The following is a 20,090-nucleotide window of genomic DNA, read 5'->3' as shown; positions in this document are numbered from 1 at the left end:
TCACAACTCCGTCGAGCCGCTGTGGCGTCCGGCGATCGGCGGCTGGGCATAGCTCGACGGCGGCTGCTGCTGCTGGCTGAGCGGCGGGTACTGCGGCGGTGCGTCGATGGCACCCGACACGGGCGTGCGCGCCTCGGCGACCGCTTCGGCAACCGCCTGAGCGATCTCGGGATCGGTCTGGGTGTTGAACCAGTCGGCGACCTCGTCGCTGTCGTCCTCCGGCCGGGGCAGGTTCTCCTCGACCGGCGACGGTTGATAGCGGAACACGCCGTCGTCGCCCGGCGCCCCGAGCATCTTGGTGAACCCTTGCAGTGCGGCCCCGAAGTCGCTCGGCACCAGCCAGACCTTGTTGGCCTCGCCCTTGGCCATCTGCGGGAGAGTCTGCAGGTACTGATAGGCCAGCATCTCCGGCGTCGGCCGACCCGCCTTGATCGCGGCGAACGTCTTCTCGATGGCCTTGGCCTGACCCTGGGCCTGGTAGTACTGGGCGGCCCGCTCACCCTGGGCGCGCAGCATCCGGGATTGCCGGTCGGCCTCGGCGGCCAGGATGGCCGCCTGCTTGGCGCCCTCGGCGGCAAGGATCTGAGCCTGCTTCTGGCCCTCGGCCTGCTTGATCGACGCCTCCCGGTTGCCCTCGGCCGTCAGAATCATGGCGCGCTTCTCGCGGTCGGCGCGCATCTGCTTCTCCATGGAGTCCTGGATCGAGGGCGGCGGGTCGATGCTGCGCAGCTCGACGCGCGCCACGCGCAGTCCCCACCGGCCGGTGGCCTCGTCCAGCACGCCGCGCAGCTGCCCGTTGATCGAGTCGCGTGAGGTCAGCGTCTGCTCCAGCGTCATGCCACCGACCACGTTGCGCAGCGTCGTCGTGGTCAGCTGCTCCACGCCGACGATGTAGTTGCTGATCTGGTAGACCGCCGCCTGCGGATTGGTCACCTGGAAGTAGACGACGGTGTCGATGTTGACCGTGAGGTTGTCCTCTGTGATCACCGGCTGCGGTGGGAAGGACACCACCCGCTCGCGCAGGTCGACGCGGGCGCGGATTTTGTCGACGAAGGGCAACAGCAGCGTGAGCTGTCCCGAAACCGTCTTGCTGTAACGACCCAACCGCTCGATCACCGCGGCCTCGGCCTGCGGGATGAGAGCGACCGATTTGGCGACGATGATGGCGGCGAATATCACCAGCACACCCACCAGAATCAGGCCGGCGACGGCACCTTCCATGACCGATGTCCTTCCGTTGTTCGTCCGGGCTTCTTTAGACGACTTTTGCGACGACGGCCGTGGCGCCGTCGATGTGAACGACTGCGACGTGGTCCCCCGGTTCGTAGACATCGTCGTCGTTGTACGGCCGCGCCGTCCAGACTTCGCCGTCGAGTCGCACTTGACCTTCGTGGCGCGCCACCCGGTCGAGCACCAGCGCGTTCTTGCCTTCCAGGGCTTTGGCCCGGTCCGGCAGCGCGGGACCCGAGTTGAAGCGCTTCCGCAGCGCCGGACGGACCAGCACGAGCAGCAGGAGGGAAACCACCAGGAAAACCACGCCGTCGATGACGTAGTTGTCGAAGATCAGATTCGATCCGACGGCGGCCAGAGCCCCGCCGCTGAGCATGAGCAGGAACAGGTCACCGGTCAGTGCCTCGGCCCCGGCAAGACCGAGCGCGGCGATGAACCAGATCAACCAAACGGGCATGGCCCCAGCCTATCCTCGCGAGCAGCCCGATGAGCGGCTTACAACTACACTGCGAGCATCATGTGGTGTCCCAGTGTTTCGCTGTCTATTTGGGCCAACGCCTGGCTCGCCGGCGCGGCCGCGCCCGATGACGTGTTGGACGCGCTATCGCAGTGGGCGCCAAGGCATTCCGTCACGGCGTACGACTCGATCGCTGCGATGCGCACCGGCCTCTCGTGGCCGGATCTCAACGATGTCGGTGCGGTGTCGCTGCTGCAGACGCTGCGGACAGCGGCGGGCACAGCGGCCTCGGTGCCCGCGATATCGGTCGCACTGCCGGTGCCCGGCGACGTCCGCGGCCTACCCGCAGGAACACAGTTCCAGCGCGATGCAGTGACCGCCGGTGAGGCCATCCTCGTCACGGGCGATCCCTCCGCGGCAGTCGGTTTGGTGCCGGATTTCGAATACGACGAGGGCGACGACGACCCCGACTTCGAGAGCGCCCTCTGCGCTCTGTCCTGGACGGTGTACTCGGTGCCCGGTGTGCCCCCGGCGGAGCCGGTCGATCTCGGTGAGGCCGAATACACCCTGCGGTCGGCGGTCCGGTCGGCCGCCGAGGCGCTGGGCACCCTGCGCGCGGGCGCCGCGGGAGCTGACGTCGAAGATCCGCGCGGGCTCGTCGAGCAGATTCTCGAAGAGGCACGCGGACACCGGGTTCCCGACCACGCACCGACGCGGGCGCTTCGCGTACTGGAGAACGCGGGACACGTCGACGCGATCATCACCGTCAGCTCGGGTCTGATCCCGATCGGCCTGCACAGCTCGACCGAGGTCCAGATCGCCAACGAGGCGCTTCGCCCGCTTACCGGCGTCGTGCGGTCGGCCCGGCTGGCCGCCGTCAACGCGATCCTGCACTCGGCGTGGCGGAACTAGCGCCGCGCGACAGTCGACTCGCACATCGACGTGCATAGCGCGCCGTCGACGGAAAACCCCTGTAGGGGCGGGCTCTCGGCGTCGATCGACACGCGGAGGGGCTCCCGGCCGGTGCGCAACTCGTCGAGCAGGTCGGCCGCCACCCGTGCGAGGTCCGCGTTCGGCGTCGCGACCCGCGCGAAACCGACGCCCGCTTCCTGCGCCTGCTGGCGCAGTTCGTGATCGAGGTCCCACACCACCTCGATGTGATCGGCCACGAACCCGATCGGGCAGACGATCACCGCCTCGGTGCCCGCCTCGGCCAGCGCCGCAAGATGGTCGCCCACATCGGGTTCGAGCCAGGGCACCTGCGGCGGGCCTGACCGCGACTGCCACACCTGGTCGTAGTCGTCATACCCCGCCGCGGCCGCGACAAGCTTGGACGCCCATGCCACTTGGCGTGCGTACAGGTTTGCGCCGCAACGCGATCGGGCCGCGTCCGGGATCGAGTGGGCCGTGAAGATCAGGCGGGCGCCCTGTGGGACGGTTTGCGCGGCCACGGTCACCGCGTCGGCGAACATCTGCACGAATAGCGGGTGGTCGAAGTACTGCCGGAGCTTGGTCAGGTGCGGGGCGCGTTCACCCGCTGCGCCGCGTCCGCGCGCGATGTCTTCGACGTACTGGGTGCAACTGGAGTAACCGCCCCACGCTGAGGTGGTGAACACCGCGGCGCTGCGGACTCCCTCGTCGCGCATGGCGGTCACCGCGTCTTCGACATACGGGTCCCAGTTGCGGTTGCCGAAGTACACCGGCACGTGGACGTAACTTCGCAATTGCTCGATCAGCGCACGATTGATGCCGTTGATCGGCGAAACGCCACCGAAGTGCAGATAGTGCTCGGCGACGCTGGCGAGCCGATCGCGCGGTATGCCGCGGCCCCGAGTGACGTTCTCCAGGAACGGCATCACCTGGTCGGGGCCCTCGGGCCCCCCGAACGACAGCAGCAGTACCGCGTCTATGTCCACTACAGCAACTGAGTGCTGGCGCCGCCGTCGGCGTAGACGACAGTGCCGGTGGTGGCCGGCAGCCAGTCCGACACGAGCGCGCAGACCGTCTTGGCCACGGGCGTGGGATCCTTCATGTTCCAGCCCAGCGGCGCCCGCTGATCCCAGCCCTCCTCCAACAGCTTGATCTGGTCGCCCGCGTCGTCACCGAGTGCACCTCCGACGATCGCGCTCATTGCGAGCGTCCGAATCGGGCCTGCGGCAACGAGATTGGAGCGCACACCGTAGGCGCCCGCCTCGCGGGCAACGAACCGGTTTACCGACTCCAACGCGCTCTTGGCCACGGTCATCCAGTTGTACGCCGGCATTGCGCGTGTCGGGTCGAAGTCCATGCCGACGATGCCGCCGCCACGGTTCATGATGGGCAGCACCGCTTTGGCCAGCGAGGCATAGGAATACGCCGAGATGTGGATGCCCTTGGCGACGTCTTCGTAGGGGGCGTCGAAGAACGGGTTGATTCCCATTCCGGACTGCGGCATGTAGCCGATCGAGTGCACGACGCCGTCGAGTTTGTTGCCCTCGCCGATCACCTCGGTGACCCGGTCGGCCAGCGTGCTCAGGTGCTCTTCGTTCTGCACGTCGAGTTCGAGCAGCGGCGCCGGGTTGGGCAACCTGTCAGCGATCCGCTTGATCAGCTTGAGCCGGTCGAAACCGGTCAGCACCAGCTCGGCCCCCTCCTCCTGGGCCACCCGCGCGATGTGGAATGCAATCGAGGAGTCGGTGATGATCCCCGTCACGAGGATGCGTTTGCCTTCGAGAAACCCTGTCATGAATGTCCTGTCCTTGTGTTCGATGCCGACTAGTGGCCCATGCCCATACCGCCGTCGACCGGGATTACCGCACCGGCGATGTAACTCGCATCCTCGGACGCCAGAAAGCTGACTGCCCCGGCGACCTCCTCGGCGGTGCCGACCCGCTTCGCCGGGATGAACTGCAGCGCCCCTTCCTGGATCCGCTCGTCGAGCGCGCGGGTCATCTCGGTATCGATGTAGCCGGGCGCGACCACGTTGGCGGTGACACCGGCCTTCGACAGCTCACGGGAGATCGAGCGCGCCATTCCGATCAGGCCCGCCTTGGCGGCCGCGTAGTTGGCTTGATTGCCGATCCCCCACATGCCAGACACCGAACCGATGAAGATGATCCGCCCGAACCGCTTGCGCTGCATGCTCCGCGAGGCGCGCTGCGCCACCCGGAACGCCCCGGTCAGGTTCGCGTCGATGACCTTCTCGAAACGGTCCTCGGTCATCCGCATGAGGAACGCGTCCGCGGAGATGCCGGCGTTGGACACCAGCACCTCGACCGCGCCCTGGTGCTCCTCGACCGCTGAGAAGGCGCGGTCGACGGCCTCGTTGTCGGTGACATCACACTCGACGCCGAACAACCCGTCGGGAGCACCCGATCCGCGATGGGTCACCGCCACCTTGTGGCCGTCGGCGGCGAGGCGCCGGGCGATGGCCAGGCCGATGCCGCGGTTGCCGCCGGTCACCAGCACCGAGCGGGAAACGAAGGGCGGACGGCCCACGTCGGTCTGGCTGGCCGATTCAGGTACAGCAGTCTCGGTCATGCGGCCAACCTATCGCCTGGACAGCATTCTTAAGAAATCGCCTTAGTCGCGGCGCTCACAACGGCAGCCGACGGTTGATCAGGAGGCTCGCGAGCGCCGCCAGAGCCGCGACCAGGGCGCCGAGCCGTAGCCAGCCCGTCGTCGCCTCGCCTCGGACGGTCTCGTAGCCGATCTGGTCCTGCAGCGTGGAGTACACCTTATTCAATTCGGCGATGTTGGACGCGGTGTAGGACTCGCCGTCGGACAGTTGCGCAACCTTCTCCATCATCTCGGAGTCGACGGGCACCGGCACGCGCTCGCCGTTCACCTCGACCGACCCGTTCGGGGTGCCGAACGAGATGGTCGAGATCGGCACCCCCTGGTCCTTGGCCGTGCGCGCCGCGGTGAAGGCGCCCTTGGGGTTGTCCGGGTTCGACGGCGCGGTCTCCTTGCCGTCGGAGAACAACACGATGCGCGCGGGCGGCGGCTCGTCCCCCCCGCCGATTACGGCCGCCACGGTCGAAATCGACGACAGGGCAGTGAAAATCGCTTCACCGGTGGCGGTGCGGTCGGCCACCTGCAGATTGTCGATGGCACGTCTGCTCGCGTCTCGGTTCGTGGTCGGCGAGACCAGCACCGTGGCCGTGCCCGCATAGGCGATCACGCCGAGGTTGATTCCGGGGGTGAGCTCGTCGACGAACTGTTTGGACGCCTCCTGCGCCGCGGCGAGCCGGTTGGGTTCCACGTCGGTGGCCCGCATGGACTGTGACACATCGATGGCCAGCATCACGACGGCCCGATTACGCGGCAGCCGTTGGTCATGGGTGGGGCCCGCCAACGCAATCGTGCACAGCAACAACGAGATTGCCAGCAGCGCGGCCGGAATGTGGCGCCACTTGGAAGGACGCTTCGACGACACGCTGTCGAGTAACTCGGTGTTGGCGAACTGCTGCAACCGTCGCCGTCGGGAGCGCTGGACGACGAGGTAGAACCCGACCAGCCCCGCGACGACGACCAGGAACAGCACGAACCACCAGATGTGCTGAAAACCCGTCAGCGACACCGGTCCCAGTAGCGGAAGGGTCATATCAGATCGTCACCCCTTGGCATGCGCATCAGTTCGGCAGGCGACGGTTGATGAACAGCGCCGACAACGCCGCCAGCGCCAGGGCGAGCGCACCGAGACGCAGCCAGCCGACACTCGCGTCACCCCTGATCGTCTCGTAGCCGATCTGCTGCTGCAGGTTGGCATAGACCTCACGCAGCTGTTCGAGGCTGGACGCGGTGAACGCCTCGCCTCCGGAAAGGTCGGCGATCTCCTTGAGCATCTCGTCGTCGACGGGCACCGGCTGGCGCTGGTCGTTGATCTCGACGTAGCCGTAGGGCGTACCGAACGAGATCGTGGAGATCGGCACCCCCTGATCCTTGGCCGTGCGCGCCGCGGTGTAGGCGCCCTTCGGGTTGTCTGGATTGGACGGCACCGTCTCCTTGCCATCGGAGAACAACACGATGCGCGCCGGCGGCGGCTCGTCGCCGCCACCGATCACCGCGCCGACCGTCGCGATCGCCTGCAGAGCGGTGAAGATGCCCTCACCGGTGGCGGTGCGGTCGGCGAACTGCAGCTTGTCGATCGCGTTCTTGGTGGCCTCGCGGCTGGTGGTCGGCGACACCAGCACGGTGGCGGTGCCGGCGTAGGAGATCAGGCCGAGGTTGATGCCCGCCGTCAGCTCGTCGGCGAACTGCTTGGACGCCTCCTGGGCGGCCGCCATCCGGTTCGGCGCGACGTCGGTGGCCCGCATCGACTGGGACACGTCCATCACCAGCATCACGACCGCGCGGTTGCGCGGGATCCGGACGTCGTGCGTCGGACCGGCCATCGCCACGGTCAAGAACACCAGTGCGATGACGAGCAGGATCGCGGGCACGTGCCGCCAGCGGGCCCGTCGCTTGGGCGCGACGCTTTCGAGCAACTCCATGTTCGCGAACCGCAACATGCGCCGGTGCCGGGCCAGCTGGACGACGACGTACAGCGCGATCAGCCCGAGTACCGCGAGCAGGAACAGAAAGAACCAGACATTGTCGAACCCCGACAGCGACATCGGGCCGAGCAACGGTAACGTCATGTGCGCTCTAACATTTCGAGGTCAAAAGCTCTCAAGCGCGACCGGCCAACGCCAGCCGTCGGGTCGCGACGAACCGGACCACGTCGGCAATCCAGTCGCGGTCGGTGCGCAGCGAGAGTAGCGGGGCGCCGCATCGACGCAGTGTCCGCGCGACCTCGGCCCGATGCGCCGCCGCAGCCTTGGCGAAGTCGTCACGCAACTGCTCGTCGATGGTGAATTCGCGGACCCGGCCAGTCTCGGCGTCCTGCAGTATCACGTCGCCGACCGGCGGCAGCTCGACGTCGCGGGGATCGAGCACCTCGATGCCCAGCACCTCATGCCGTGCGCCGATGGCCCGCAACGGACGCATCCAGTCGATGGGGCCGAGGAAGTCACTGATGATGACCGCCATACCTCGCCGCCGCTCGGGCCTGCGCAGCGCGTCGATCGCGGCGGCGAGGTCGCCACGAACTCCGGGCGGCGCCTTGGGGGTGGTGGCGATGGCGCGGAGCAGTTCCTGCTCGTGCATGCGCCCCGACAACGCAGGGACCCGCCGCGTGGCGTCGCCGTTGGAAATGATGGCGCCCAGCCGGTTTCCGCCGCCGCTGTTGAGGAACGCGATCGCGGCAGCCGCGGCCACTGCGAGGTCGCGCTTCTCGCACTCGACGGTGCCGAAATCCAGACTGGCGGAGACATCGACGACCAGCCAGGTCTCCAACTCACGGTCGGCGATCATCTGACGCACGTGCGGATGGGTGGTGCGCGCGGTCACCGACCAGTCCATCCGTCGCACATCGTCGCCCGGCTGGTACATCCGCGATTCGCCCGGCTCGGAGCCCGGGCCGGGAAGCAGACCGAGATGATCGCCGTGCAGCACGCCGTCGAGCTTGCGGCGCACGGTCAACTCGAGCTTGCGCAGCGCAGCCGACAGCGCAGGGTCGCGGATCTCCCCGCGCTTCAGCGACGGCAGGTCGACCCTACGTCGGGAGCTGGTCACCGACCGCTGGCCGCAGCCGCTGCGGCAGGCACGACGGGCTGCACCGAATGACCTTGCTGCGGAATGGCATTGACCTGCGGCAGACCCACGGTCTGCAGAATCCGGCTAATCACCGTCTCGGCCGAGATCTCGTCGGCCAGCGCGTCGTAAGTCAGCACCAGCCGGTGACGCAGAACATCCGGGATCACCTCGACGACGTCCTGCGGGATCACGTAGTCGCGACCCCGCACCAGTGCGAGCGCGCGGGAAGCGGCGATGATGCCCAGCGAGGCGCGCGGCGACGCGCCGTAGGCGATCCACGCTTTCGCATCGGGCATGCCGAACTTCTCGGGTTCACGGGTGGCGGTGACGACCCGCACCACATAGTCGACGAGCGCATGGTGCACGAAGTTGTTCGCGGCGACGTCCTGCAGGCGCAGCAGGTCGCCCGGCGCGAGCACCTGCTTGGGCTCCGGCGGCTTCACGCCCATCCGGTAGATGATTTCGCGCTCTTCCTCGGGCGTCGGGTAGTCGATGTTGAGCTTGAACAGGAACCGGTCGCGCTGAGCCTCGGGCAGCGCGTAGACGCCTTCCTGCTCGATCGGGTTCTGCGTGGCCATCACCAGGAACGGTGCGGGCAGCGGGAACGTCTTGCCGCCAATGGAGATCTTGCGCTCGGCCATGACCTCCAGCAGTGCCGACTGCACCTTGGCGGGCGCGCGGTTGATCTCGTCTGCGAGCAGGAAGTTGACCACCACCGGGCCGAGTTCGATGTCGAACTCCTCCTTGCCCTGCCGGTAGATGCGGGTGCCGACGATGTCGGTGGGCACCAGGTCGGGGGTGAACTGAATGCGGGCGAAGGTGCCGCCGACGACCTTGGCGAAGGTCTCCACGGCCAGCGTTTTGGCCACGCCGGGCACACCTTCGAGCAGCACGTGGCCCTTGGCGAGCAGGCCAACGAGCATCCGCTCGACCAGCTGGTCCTGGCCGACGATGATCCGCTTGACCTCGAAGATGGCCCGTTCGAGGGTGTGCACCTCCTGCTGCAGCCCGCCATTGTTGGCGGGGGCGGGCGGTGCGGAGTGCGAGCCCTGCGGGTAGCCCTGCGCCGGTGCCTGGCCGGGATATCCTCCGGCGCCCTGCGACGGCCCACTCGGTGACGTCATCAACGTTCCTTCCACATCGACTCGCTGGTCAGCTCGCTGGTCCGAGCCACGTTGGCCAGTCTTGACCGCACGCTTCTGGTCAACTATTCCAGGCAGTTCGGAATCCGTCGACGTTGCCCGCACCGTTGGCCGATTCGCTCAGGTGCTGCTCAGGATTCGATGATCCGCGCCGCATAGGGCTGCAGGCCGCCGCGCCGCACCGGGCTGACGGTGACCTTGTCCGCGCTGCCGGAGGCCTCGATCATCTGGCCGCCGCCGAGATACAGCGCCACGTGCTGGCTGCCGCCGGGCCCCCAGAACAACAAGTCGCCGCGCTTGGCTTGCGCTACCGGAACCTTGCGCCCGGTGTCGTACTGATCGCCGGAGTACTTCGGGATGAGCACGCCGACGCCGGCGAACGAGAACTGGGTGAACCCCGAGCAGTCGAATCCGACGATGTTGGCCCCGGAATCGACGCCGCGGCTGGGTCCGTTGGGCTTGCCGCCGCCCCATGAGTACGGCACACCCATCTGCGTCGCGCCGCGACGGATCACGTACTCGATGGCCTGGGGTCCGCGGACCCGACCCGGAGCCACGCTGGCGACCGTCGGCGCGGGGCCGAAGCCGAGGCCGCTGAGAAACTTCCGGCCGAGATCCATCGTGATCTCAGTGGCCTGCGCGGTGGCCGCCAGTGACGCGTTGGCCACCGCGAGTGGATCACCCGGCGCACCCGAACTGATCAGTTTGGGCAGTGTCGGATCCCACTGACCGTCGTCGGGTGCGGCCGTGGCCGGGGTGGACAAGCCGACAACGACGGCAAGCGCCGCCGCCGAGACAATGGAGCCGGACAGGAGCCGAAAGAGCCTGGACCGCAAAGTATTCCTTTTCGTCACCATTCGATGAGTCGCGTTGCATACGGGGTCATGCCACTGGTGCGCACAGGCGAGACCTTCACATGCGAGCCCGTGTAGGGCGCCTCGAGCATCTGCCCGTCGCCGAGGTACAGCGCGACGTGCTGGCTGGCGTTGGGACCCCAGAAGAGCATGTCGCCGCGGCGCATCTGCGACGACGGGATCTTGCGACCGGCGTCGTACTGCGAACCCGAGTAGTGGTCGAGCTTGATGCCGACGCCCGCGAACGCGTAAAGCATCAGCCCGGAGCAGTCGAAACCGACAGTGCCTGCGCCGGAGTCGATTCCGCGGCTGGGCCCGGCGGCGTTGCCGCCGCCCCACGAGTAGGGCACACCCATCTGTGACATCGCGCGACGGATCACGTACTCGGTGGCCTGCCTGCCGTAGACGCGCGGAATCGCGCCGTTGGTGTAGCCGCTGGGGGTCGGCAGCAGGCCCAGCTTCCGCGCGAAATTACGGCCCATGTCCTGGGTCACCTGCGCCGAGGTGGACATCATGCCCAGCACGGTGTTGATGATCGCGATCGGATCGCCGCTGACGAACGCGCTCGGAATAGCGGGCAGCGTCGGGTCCCATCCGGTGGCCCAGTTGCCGGTCGCCGGCGACGCGCGCTTGGGCGCACGATCCCAGTTGTCGCCCGTCTCGGCCGCCACGGGCTGTGCCGCCGCGGGGTTGGTCGCCGCAGATTTCACGGTGGGCCGCGCCTGCTCGAGTTTGGCTTGCGCAGAGGCGCGTTCGGCGGCCAGCTTGTCCAATTGGGCCTGCTGGGCGCCGAACGTCTGTTGCGCCTCGGCCAATGCCGAGACCGCGGTCTGCTGGCTCGCTTCGGCGTCGGCGACCGCCCGATCGGCGTTCTGCTTGGCCAGCCGCGCCGCCGAGTCCCGGTTCACCTGTTCGGTGCGCGCGCGCTGCAGATCGTCCATCACCTGCTGCGCGCTGACCGACAGCGTCTGCCCGGCCGCGGCGGTGTTGAGGATGTCGTCGGGGTCGGCGGCGGTCAGGTAGGAATCCGACGGGCCATTGACGTACGTGGCGGCGGCGAAGGAGTCGAATCGCTGCTGCGCGGCCGTGATCGCTGTGTTGGCCTCCGCGACCCGCTGACCGCTGGCCTCGACCTCGCGCTGCGCGGCCGCAGCGTTGTCCCGCGCCGTCTGCACGTCGAGGATCGCCTTGTTGACGCTTTCCTGTTTGGCCTGAATCGCCGCGCCGAGGTCGTGCAGTTTCTGGTCCGCATCGGCGACAGCGGCAACGAGCGAGGCCAGGCTGTCAGGACTTCCAGGTTGAGCCGTGGCCAGTCCCGGTGTCGCGGCCAGTACACCGACCGCCAGCAAAGCCGCGCCCAGACGCCCGCACAGCCGTGACGGCTTTACTGCTCCTCGCGTCCGCCATGGCTTTATGTCTCCTCGCGTCCGCCATGGCTTTATGGCTCCTCGCGTCCGCAAGGCGCCAAGGGTGCGTCTCATTCGACTCAGGTCTCCTCGGGCTCAAACGCGAACGTGCCAGCAGATTGGTCAGCGCGAGTGCGCAGAAGTCCCAAGAAGCACAACTACAACATCAGGCGCCGATTGCACCGTACGTCACATCTGACGCTAAAGAAACTTTAGTCACAAATTACAGCAGTGTAATTGCGAATAGCGTTATCGCGCTGTGACTTTCGTAATTGCGCAATATGCGCGAATTACTTCTGAAACGCCTGCTGGCGCACCCTTTACGACGGCTCTCGAGATAGCGCGCGCCTACTACGCACTTGTAGCGCGCGGGTAACGACGACGGCGGCCGCGACGCCCAATACGAGCACGATCGTGAATGCGGTCCACGGGAAATCCGGAGTGGTCAGTTGGCTGACGAAATTCTTCGTCCCTTGCACCGGACCGCGCCCCTCGGCGACGTCCTGGCCGGCCTCCAGCGTCGCCCGGTCGTAGGTCGCGCTGTAGGTGCCGGACTCCGATGGGCTCAGCACCAACACCGTCGAATCCGGAAACGCCTCGCCGATCTCGGTGGCGATATCCCGCAGCGGCGTATCGATCGCCGGGTTCTCCCCGACCACGACAACCTTGAGGTCGATGCCCTGCTGCTTCGCGTCCGCCACGACCGCCGCCAGACCCTCGTTCTCGGGGGTTGGCGCGGCGCTGACCCCATCGTCGGCGACGTCGGCGCGCACCATGTCAACGCACACGTCGACCGGCGTCGTCGCGGGATCCTGCCCGACAGGACCACAGATGTCGGGCGGAATGTAGGCAGGCGGGAACGGGAGCAGGTGCGGTCCGGTCACACCGGCACGGTACTGCATTGAGTGGGTAACCAGGTGGCAGCACGACCTGTGAGGGACGAGACTGAAAACAGCCCTGAGTTCTTTGCAGGACAAGCGTACTGTTAGGATTGTGAGCGCCGCCGACACAGCCCGTCGCGGCGATGTCTAGCCGGGAGTTGAAGTGAGCAGCAAAGATTCGGTGAATTCTTTTGGAGCCCGCGACACGCTGAAGGTCGGGGACAACAGCTACGAGATCTACCGCCTCGACGCGGTACCCGGTACCGAGAAACTTCCTTACAGCCTCAAGGTGCTGGCGGAGAACCTGCTGCGCACCGAGGACGGGACCAACATCACCAAGGACCACATCGAGGCCATCGCGAACTGGGACCCCTCGGCCGACCCGAGCGTGGAGATCCAGTTCACCCCCGCGCGGGTGATCATGCAGGACTTCACGGGTGTCCCGTGCATCGTCGACCTCGCCACCATGCGCGAGGCCGTCGGTGAGCTGGGCGGCGACCCGGACAAGGTGAACCCGCTGGCGCCGGCCGATCTCGTGATCGACCACTCGGTCATCGCCGACCTGTTCGGCACCGCGGACGCCTTCGAGCGCAACGTCGAGATCGAGTACGAACGCAACGGCGAGCGCTATCAGTTCCTGCGCTGGGGTCAGGGCGCCTTCGACGACTTCAAGGTGGTGCCCCCCGGCACCGGCATCGTGCACCAGGTCAACATCGAATACCTGGCCAGCGTCGTCATGGAGCGTGACGGCGTCGCTTACTGCGACACCTGCGTTGGCACCGATTCACACACCACGATGGAGAACGGCCTCGGCGTCCTCGGGTGGGGCGTCGGCGGCATCGAGGCCGAGGCGGCCATGCTGGGCCAGCCCGTCTCGATGCTCATCCCCCGCGTCGTCGGGTTCAAGCTGTCCGGCGAGCGTAAGCCCGGCGTGACCGCCACCGACGTGGTGCTCACCGTGACCGAGATGCTGCGCAAGCACGGCGTCGTCGGCAAGTTCGTCGAGTTCTACGGCGAGGGCGTCGCCGAGGTGCCGCTGGCGAACCGCGCCACGCTGGGCAACATGAGCCCGGAGTTCGGCTCCACGGCAGCAATTTTCCCGATCGACGAGGTGACGATCGAATACCTGAAGATGACCGGGCGCAGCGAGGAGCAGTTGGCACTCGTCGAGGCCTACGCCAAGGAACAGGGTCTGTGGCACGACCCCGAGCGCGAGCCGAAGTTCTCGGAGTACATCGAGCTCGACCTGTCCGACGTGGAGCCGTCCATCGCGGGTCCGAAGCGGCCGCAGGACCGCATCGCACTGAGCGACGCGAAATCGGCGTTCCGCAAGGACATTCACAATTACGTCGAGAACGGCAACTCCGCCGCGCACTCGAACGTCGACGAGGCGGTGGAGGAGACGTTCCCGGGGAGCGACCCGGTGTCGCTGTCCTTCGCCGAGGAGGACGCGGTCGACGTCGTCTCCGCCGCTAACGGCTCGGCGGGACGGCCGAGCAACCCGGTAGAGGTCAAGTCGTCCGAACGCGGTGACTGCATCCTGGACCACGGCGCCGTGGTGATCGCCGCGATCACGTCGTGCACCAACACCTCCAATCCCGAGGTGATGCTGGGCGCGGCGCTGCTCGCGAAGAACGCGGTCGACAGGGGCCTGACCACCAAGCCGTGGGTGAAGACGACGATGGCGCCGGGCTCACAGGTCGTCACCGAGTACTACGAGAAGGCCGGGCTGTGGCCGTACCTCGAGAAGCTGGGCTTCTACCTGGTCGGCTATGGGTGCACCACGTGCATCGGCAACTCCGGTCCGCTGCCCGAGGACATCAGCAAGGCGGTCAACGACGCCGACCTGTCGGTCGCCGCGGTGCTCTCGGGTAACCGCAACTTCGAGGGCCGCATCAATCCGGACGTGAAGATGAACTACCTCGCGTCGCCGCCGTTGGTCATCGCCTACGCGCTGGCCGGAACGATGGACTTCGACTTCGAGGCCGATGCGCTGGGCACCGACACCGACGGCAACGAGGTCTTCCTCAAGGACATCTGGCCGTCGCAGCAGGACATCGACGACACGATCGCCAGCGCGATCAACACCGAAATGTTCGTCAAGAACTACTCGGACGTGTTCAAGGGCGACGACCGGTGGCGCAACCTGCCGACCCCGAGCGGGAACACCTTCGAGTGGAATCCGGACTCGACGTACGTGCGCAAGCCACCGTACTTCGACGGCATGCCTGCCGAGCCGGAGGCGGTCTCTGACATCACGGGCGCCAGAGTGCTTGCGCTGCTCGGTGATTCGGTCACCACCGACCACATCTCCCCCGCGGGCAGCATCAAGCCGGGCACGCCGGCCGCCCAGTACCTCGACGAGCACGGCGTGGACAAGGCCGACTACAACTCCTATGGGTCGCGGCGCGGCAACCACGAGGTGATGATCCGCGGCACGTTCGCCAACATCCGGCTGCGCAACCAGTTGCTCGACGACGTGTCCGGCGGCTATACCCGCGACTTCACCAACGGCGGTGAGCAGGCCTTCATCTACGACGCCGCCCAGAACTATGCGGCGCAGGACATTCCGTTGGTGGTGCTCGGCGGCAAGGAGTACGGGTCCGGCTCGTCGCGCGACTGGGCGGCCAAGGGCACCAGCCTGCTGGGTGTGCGCGCCGTGATCACCGAATCGTTCGAGCGCATCCACCGCTCGAACCTGATCGGCATGGGGGTCATCCCGCTGCAGTTCCCCGAGGGTGAGTCCGCGGCGTCGCTGAAACTCGACGGCACCGAGACGTTCGACATCACCGGCATCGAGGAGCTCAACGAGGGCAAGACGCCGAAGACGGTTCACGTCACCGCGACGAAACAGGGAGATGGCGACTCCGGGAACGACACCATCGAGTTCGATGCGGTGGTGCGTATCGACACACCGGGTGAGGCCGACTACTACCGCAACGGCGGCATCCTGCAGTACGTACTGCGCAACATGCTGAAGTCCTGACCGTGCCCCGGGTGACCGACGACCATCTGGCGGCGCGTCGTCGGCAGATTCTCGACGGCGCCCGGCGGTGCTTCGCGGAGTACGGCTACAACGAGGCGACCGTGCGACGGCTCGAGCAGACGATCGGGCTGTCGCGCGGCGCCATCTTCCACCATTTCCGCGACAAGGACACACTGTTCTTCGAGCTGGCGCGCGAGGACGCCGAACGCATGGCCGACGTCGCCGCACGCGAAGGTCTGGTCCAGGTGATGCGGGACATGCTGGCCGCACCCGATCAGTTCGACTGGTTGGCGACCCGCTTGGAGATCGCGCGCAAGCTGCGCAACGATCCGGCGTTTCACCGTGGCTGGTCGGAGCGCTCCGCAGAACTGTCGGCGGCCACGACGGCACGCCTGCGCAGACAGAAGCAGGCCGGCAGGCTGCGCGACGACGTGCCCAGCGCTGTCCTGCAGACCTACCTCGACCTGGTGCTCGACGGCTTGGTAGCGCGACTCGCATCGGGAGACGATCCCGAAAAGCTCAGTGCCGTACTGGACCTGGTCGAAGCTTCACTGCGGACGCGAGGCGCAGACGAGCCCCTGCGGTCGCGAGAAACTCCCTCGCCGCAGCACTGATCAGCTTGCGCGCCTGCTGCGGTGGTTGGGACCACCCCGGCTGCGCATCGTCGTACCCGACTCACGCAGCATGCTGTGAATCGAGCCGTACGAGCGACCCGTTGACGCCACCAGCGTCCGGATGCTCGCGCCCCCCTCGTAAGCGCTGCGCAACTCCGTCAGCAGATCGTCCCTTGACTTGTCTGTCTTGTTCATCGGCACACCTCCCCGCTCTCGCGATGCCCCGACACATACCCAGCGTAAGAATGGCCTACACCCTGGCGCACCGATTTCGTTAAACGGTTCGTTTTCGGGATTACGCGAGTTCGATGAGGTCGCGGTAGTCGTCGGACCAGAAGTCCTCGGTGCCGTCGGGCAGGAGCACCACGCGCTGTGGATTCAATGCCTCTGCCGCGCCGGGGTCGTGCGTCACCAGCACCACCGCGCCGACATAACTGCGCAGGGCGTCGAGTACCTGCTCACGCGACGCGGGGTCGAGGTTGTTGGTCGGCTCGTCGAGCAGCAGCACGTTGGCCGTGGACGCGACGAGGCCGGCCAGCGCCAGGCGGGTCTTCTCGCCGCCGGACAGCGTCCCCGCCGGCTGCTCGAGCTGCGCGCCGCTGAACATGAACGCGCCCAACAGTCCCCGCAGATCCTGCTCGCCGGTGTCGGGTGCGGCGTGTCGGATGTTCTCCCAGACCGTCGCGAGGTTGTCCAGCGTGTCGTGCTCCTGCGCGAAATAACCGACCTTGAGGCCGTGGCCGGGTTCGAGCGCGCCGGCATCGGGTTTCTCGGTACCGGCCAGCAGCCGCAACAGTGTCGTCTTACCCGCGCCGTTGAGCCCGAGGATCACCACGCGCGAGCCGCGGTCGATCGCGAGGTCGACCCCGGTGAAGACCTCGAGCGAGCCGTAGTTCTTCGTCAGCCCCTTGGCCACCAGCGGTGTGCGCCCGCACGGCGCAGGTGTCGGGAACTTGATCCTGGCCACCTTGTCAGCAACCCGTTCCTCGTCGAGCGCGGCCATCATCCGGTCGGCACGGCGCAGCATATTCTGTGCGGCAACGGCTTTGGTGGCCTTGGCGCCCATCTTGGCGGCCTGGGTACGCAGCGCGGTCGCCTTGCGCTCGGCATTGGCGCGCTCGCGGCGGCGGCGTTGTTCGTCGGTCGCCCGGGCGTCGAGGTACTTCTGCCACCCCATGTTGTAGACGTCGACCTCGCCGCGCACCGCGTCGAGGAACCACACCCGGTTGACGACATCGGCCAGCAGGTCGACGTTGTGGCTGATGACGATCAGGCCGCCGGTGTGCTGCTGCAAGAAGTCGCGCAGCCACCCCACCGAGTCGGCGTCGAGGTGGTTGGTCGGCTCATCGAGCAAAAGCGTCGTCGCGGACCCGGCGCCGGTGTCGGATGCGGCGAACAAAATGCGGGCCAGCTCCACCCTTCGGCGCTGACCGCCCGACAGCGTGCGCAAGGGCTGGGTCAGAACCCGTTCGGGCAGGCCGAGACTCGCGCAGATCCGGCCGGCTTCGCTTTCGGCGGCGTACCCGCCGAGCGCGGCGAACCGTTCCTCGAGTTGGCCGTAGCGCCGCACGGCCTTGTCGCGGGCCGTGTCATCGGCCACCTCGGCCATCAACGCCTGTTGCTTCTCCAGGTCGGACATCAACGTGTCGAGGCCGCGGGCGGAGAGCACCCGGTCGCGGGCCAACACGTCGAGGTCACCCTCTTTGGGATCCTGTGGCAGGTAACCGATCTCACCGGTACGAGTGATGGTTCCGGCGTAGGGCTCGCCCTCGCCGGCCAGGATCCGCATGGTGGTGGTCTTGCCCGCACCGTTGCGGCCGACCAGTCCGATGCGGTCGCCCGGCTGCACGCGCATGGCGGTCCCGTCCGTGGACAACAGCGTGCGCGCCCCGGCGCGGACCTCGAGGTCCGTTGCGGTGATCACGCTGCTTCTCCTTCTGCGTCGGGGTTACTTGTCGTCGGTGCTCGTCGATTTTTCGCGCGAGCGCTCGTCGGTGAAGACCGGGGCCCGCTTCTCCGCGCGCGCCGCTACCGCTTCTTCGAAATTTGCGGTGAGCAGGCGGACGAAGAGTTGTCCGAGGCCTTCGGCCTGCATATGCCCTTCCAGGCTAGCGGCGTCCAGTCCACTCCAAAGTGTGCGCTTGGTCAACTCGATTCCCGGCCGGGAGAACGAGGCGATGCGCTCGCCCATCTCATAGCAGGTGTCGAGTAGTCGGTCGCCCGGAACGGTCGTCGACACCAGGCCGATGCGCGCGGCCTCGTCGGCGTGCACGTCCCGGCCGGTGAGCATCAGCTCGAACGCCCGCGACGTCCCGATCGCGCGCGGCAGCAGGTAGGACAAGCCCAGCTCGCTCGCGGTCAGGCCGTTGTTGATGCCCGCCGCGCGAAAATAGGCCCCATCAGCGGCGATCCGAATGTCGCAGGCCAGCGCCAGACACAGCCCACCCCCGATCGCCGCGCCGTTGACCGCGGCGATGACGGGCTGATGCATCTTGCGCAGCGCGAGGATGACATCGTCGAGCACCTGCATCGATCGGAGCGCGAAGGTCGGGCGCGTGAGGCCGTCGATGTGCGGCACCGAACCCGCCGACTTGTGATCGGCTCCCGACGAGAACCCCCGGCCCGCACCTGTGAGAACGATCACGCGAACCGCGTTGTCGTACGTCAGCTCGTCGAGGATCCGCTTGAGCGGAACCATGACGTCGAACGCCATGGAGTTCATCCGTTCGGGCCGGTTCAGCGTCACCAGGGCGACGTGGGGTCGCGGTCGATCAACAAGAACCAGGTTCGAGTGCTCCGTCACGAACTGCACGCTATCGCGTGCGCGCCGTCACTCCGGCTGACCGTTGTCCTGTGCCGCGATCGCGGCGTCGATGTCGAACTCCTTGACCTTCTGCACCAGCTCCTCCAGGGCCGCCGGCGGCAGTGCGCCGGCCTGGTTGAACACCAGTTTCCCCTTCTTGAATGCCATCAAGGTGGGAATGGAGCGGATGTCGGCGGCGGCGGCGAGCTGCTGCTCGGCCTCGGTGTCGACCTTGGCGTACACGACGTCGGGGTGCTGCTCGGACGACGCGGCGAAGGTAGGTGCGAAGGCCTTACACGGACCGCACCACGACGCCCAGAAGTCCACCAGCACGATGTCGTTGTCGTTGATGGTTTCGTTGAACAGTTCAGCGGTGATGTCTCGGGTAGCCACGATCTTCCTAACGCCGGGTTGTAGCTGGGTGTTCCCACAATGAGGTCGGGCAAACCGGCTCGCGCGTCAGAGCGCGGCGCGGCCGCGCTCGAAGAACTCGACGATGCGGGCGGTCAACGTGTCGACGTCATCGGCGGGGTCGAGCGCGTACAGCGCGCCGAACGGTGCGTTCCAAAAGGGGCCGGTGCGCTTGGCCCAGGGGCCGACGTAGGCGTACGGACGCGGGTGCACCGAGTCACCCGCGGACACGCCGTAGTTCACTTCGTCCTCGACGACCGCGACGTCGAAGTGCTCGGGCCACAGGACGGGATGCTGCGCAGGCACAACCTGTTTGAGGGCGTGCCCACCGGCGTAATGGCTGCGGTGAATCCACTCGGCGGCGGCGCCGTCGATGTCGAGGACGGTGTCCGTCGACAGCGGGTCGACGAGGTCGTACACGCCGACGGGCGGGCCGGCGTCCAGGCCGGCAGCCTCGGCGATCGCGCCGAGGTTCCCGGCCAGCGCGACGGTGCCATTCGGGAAGACGAGGTCGGTTCCGCGCACCGCGACCGGAAGGGCTACACCGGCGAAACCGTCGGGGCGCACGGCCAACCGGATCGTGTTCGACGCGCGGTACTGCGGGCCGGCGATCAGGCTCTCGGCGACGCCGCGCAACTGGTCGCGGGTGGCGGCGTAGGTCTCGTCAAAGGTCACAGCAATGGAGTTA

At 67.1% G+C, this 20,090-nt stretch carries 20 protein-coding genes; 3 read left to right on the top strand and 17 right to left on the bottom strand.

The window, feature by feature from the left end; all coding sequences use genetic code 11:
* Together N4S67_RS15510 and N4S67_RS15505 are read right to left on the bottom strand one after the other, a co-directional pair.
* Positions 1–1,221 (bottom strand): SPFH domain-containing protein, encoded by a 1,221-nt coding sequence (locus tag N4S67_RS15510; RefSeq protein ID WP_260993842.1) that lies wholly within the window; start codon positions 1,219–1,221, stop codon positions 1–3.
* A 34-nt stretch (positions 1,222–1,255) separates the two neighbouring features.
* Complete coding sequence (locus N4S67_RS15505; protein ID WP_260993841.1) at positions 1,256–1,687, bottom strand: NfeD family protein; 432 nt, start codon at positions 1,685–1,687, stop codon at positions 1,256–1,258.
* A 60-nt stretch (positions 1,688–1,747) separates the two neighbouring features.
* Between N4S67_RS15505 and N4S67_RS15500 the strand changes: the two genes are divergently transcribed.
* The gene (locus N4S67_RS15500; protein ID WP_260993840.1) at positions 1,748–2,599 is read left to right on the top strand and encodes a hypothetical protein; all 852 of its coding nucleotides are present in this window, start codon (positions 1,748–1,750) and stop codon (positions 2,597–2,599) included.
* On the opposite strand, the gene N4S67_RS15495 is transcribed toward N4S67_RS15500, so the two are convergent.
* The 10 genes from N4S67_RS15495 to N4S67_RS15450 all read right to left on the bottom strand — a co-directional run bounded on the left by N4S67_RS15495 (position 2,596) and on the right by N4S67_RS15450 (position 12,591).
* Positions 2,596–3,603, bottom strand: coding sequence for a ferrochelatase (locus tag N4S67_RS15495; protein WP_260993839.1), 1,008 nt, complete (start codon positions 3,601–3,603; stop codon positions 2,596–2,598). The genes N4S67_RS15500 and N4S67_RS15495 overlap by 4 nt on opposite strands.
* On the bottom strand, positions 3,603–4,412 hold the full coding sequence (gene inhA, locus N4S67_RS15490) for an NADH-dependent enoyl-ACP reductase InhA (protein ID WP_260993838.1): 810 nt from the start codon (positions 4,410–4,412) through the stop codon (positions 3,603–3,605). Before inhA ends, N4S67_RS15495 begins: the two co-directional genes overlap by 1 nt.
* A gap of 29 nt (positions 4,413–4,441) precedes the next feature.
* Positions 4,442–5,206: a 3-oxoacyl-ACP reductase FabG1 gene (gene fabG1, locus N4S67_RS15485; RefSeq protein ID WP_260993837.1), complete on the bottom strand. Its 765-nt coding sequence runs from the start codon at positions 5,204–5,206 to the stop codon at positions 4,442–4,444.
* A 55-nt stretch (positions 5,207–5,261) separates the two neighbouring features.
* Complete coding sequence (locus N4S67_RS15480) at positions 5,262–6,272, bottom strand: VWA domain-containing protein (RefSeq protein WP_260993836.1); 1,011 nt, start codon at positions 6,270–6,272, stop codon at positions 5,262–5,264.
* Between the two features lie 28 nt (positions 6,273–6,300).
* Positions 6,301–7,308, bottom strand: coding sequence for a VWA domain-containing protein (locus N4S67_RS15475; RefSeq protein ID WP_260993835.1), 1,008 nt, complete (start codon positions 7,306–7,308; stop codon positions 6,301–6,303).
* A 31-nt stretch (positions 7,309–7,339) separates the two neighbouring features.
* Positions 7,340–8,284, bottom strand: a complete 945-nt coding sequence (locus tag N4S67_RS15470; protein WP_260993834.1) for a DUF58 domain-containing protein — start codon at positions 8,282–8,284, stop codon at positions 7,340–7,342.
* The gene (moxR1, locus tag N4S67_RS15465; protein ID WP_260993833.1) at positions 8,281–9,429 is read right to left on the bottom strand and encodes a chaperone MoxR1; all 1,149 of its coding nucleotides are present in this window, start codon (positions 9,427–9,429) and stop codon (positions 8,281–8,283) included. Before moxR1 ends, N4S67_RS15470 begins: the two co-directional genes overlap by 4 nt.
* Positions 9,430–9,578: 149 nt before the next feature.
* Positions 9,579–10,304, bottom strand: coding sequence for an NlpC/P60 family peptidoglycan endopeptidase RipB (gene ripB / locus N4S67_RS15460; protein ID WP_260993832.1), 726 nt, complete (start codon positions 10,302–10,304; stop codon positions 9,579–9,581).
* Positions 10,298–11,716, bottom strand: coding sequence for an NlpC/P60 family peptidoglycan endopeptidase RipA (gene ripA / locus N4S67_RS15455; RefSeq protein WP_260994059.1), 1,419 nt, complete (start codon positions 11,714–11,716; stop codon positions 10,298–10,300). The genes ripB and ripA overlap by 7 nt, the downstream gene beginning before the upstream one ends.
* 311 nt (positions 11,717–12,027) lie before the next feature.
* Complete coding sequence (locus N4S67_RS15450; protein WP_260993831.1) at positions 12,028–12,591, bottom strand: Rv1476 family membrane protein; 564 nt, start codon at positions 12,589–12,591, stop codon at positions 12,028–12,030.
* A 160-nt stretch (positions 12,592–12,751) separates the two neighbouring features.
* Here N4S67_RS15450 and N4S67_RS15445 point away from each other — a divergent pair, with 160 nt between their 5' ends.
* Together N4S67_RS15445 and N4S67_RS15440 are read left to right on the top strand one after the other, a co-directional pair.
* A complete protein-coding gene (locus N4S67_RS15445; RefSeq protein ID WP_260993830.1) occupies positions 12,752–15,574 on the top strand; it encodes an aconitate hydratase in 2,823 nt (940 codons plus the stop codon).
* 2 nt (positions 15,575–15,576) lie between these two features.
* On the top strand, positions 15,577–16,188 hold the full coding sequence (locus tag N4S67_RS15440) for a TetR/AcrR family transcriptional regulator (RefSeq protein ID WP_260993829.1): 612 nt from the start codon (positions 15,577–15,579) through the stop codon (positions 16,186–16,188).
* On the opposite strand, the gene N4S67_RS15435 is transcribed toward N4S67_RS15440, so the two are convergent.
* The 5 genes from N4S67_RS15435 to N4S67_RS15415 all read right to left on the bottom strand — a co-directional run bounded on the left by N4S67_RS15435 (position 16,189) and on the right by N4S67_RS15415 (position 20,077).
* Entirely contained in the window at positions 16,189–16,383 is a 195-nt protein-coding gene (locus N4S67_RS15435; RefSeq protein ID WP_260993828.1) for a helix-turn-helix domain-containing protein, read from the bottom strand.
* A 100-nt stretch (positions 16,384–16,483) separates the two neighbouring features.
* Positions 16,484–18,112: an ABC-F family ATP-binding cassette domain-containing protein gene (locus tag N4S67_RS15430; RefSeq protein WP_260993827.1), complete on the bottom strand. Its 1,629-nt coding sequence runs from the start codon at positions 18,110–18,112 to the stop codon at positions 16,484–16,486.
* 24 nt (positions 18,113–18,136) lie between these two features.
* Positions 18,137–19,000 (bottom strand): enoyl-CoA hydratase, encoded by an 864-nt coding sequence (locus tag N4S67_RS15425; RefSeq protein WP_260993826.1) that lies wholly within the window; start codon positions 18,998–19,000, stop codon positions 18,137–18,139.
* A gap of 18 nt (positions 19,001–19,018) precedes the next feature.
* On the bottom strand, positions 19,019–19,384 hold the full coding sequence (trxA, locus tag N4S67_RS15420; RefSeq protein WP_260993825.1) for a thioredoxin: 366 nt from the start codon (positions 19,382–19,384) through the stop codon (positions 19,019–19,021).
* A 66-nt stretch (positions 19,385–19,450) separates the two neighbouring features.
* Complete coding sequence (locus N4S67_RS15415; protein ID WP_260993824.1) at positions 19,451–20,077, bottom strand: hypothetical protein; 627 nt, start codon at positions 20,075–20,077, stop codon at positions 19,451–19,453.
* Between the last annotated feature and the right edge of the window lie 13 nt (positions 20,078–20,090).

The sequence above is a fragment of the Mycobacterium deserti genome, from assembly GCF_025345615.1.
In the GTDB taxonomy this organism is placed as follows: Bacteria; Actinomycetota; Actinomycetes; order Mycobacteriales; family Mycobacteriaceae; genus Mycobacterium; species Mycobacterium deserti.
This window is presented reverse-complemented; position numbering and strand designations above follow the sequence as displayed.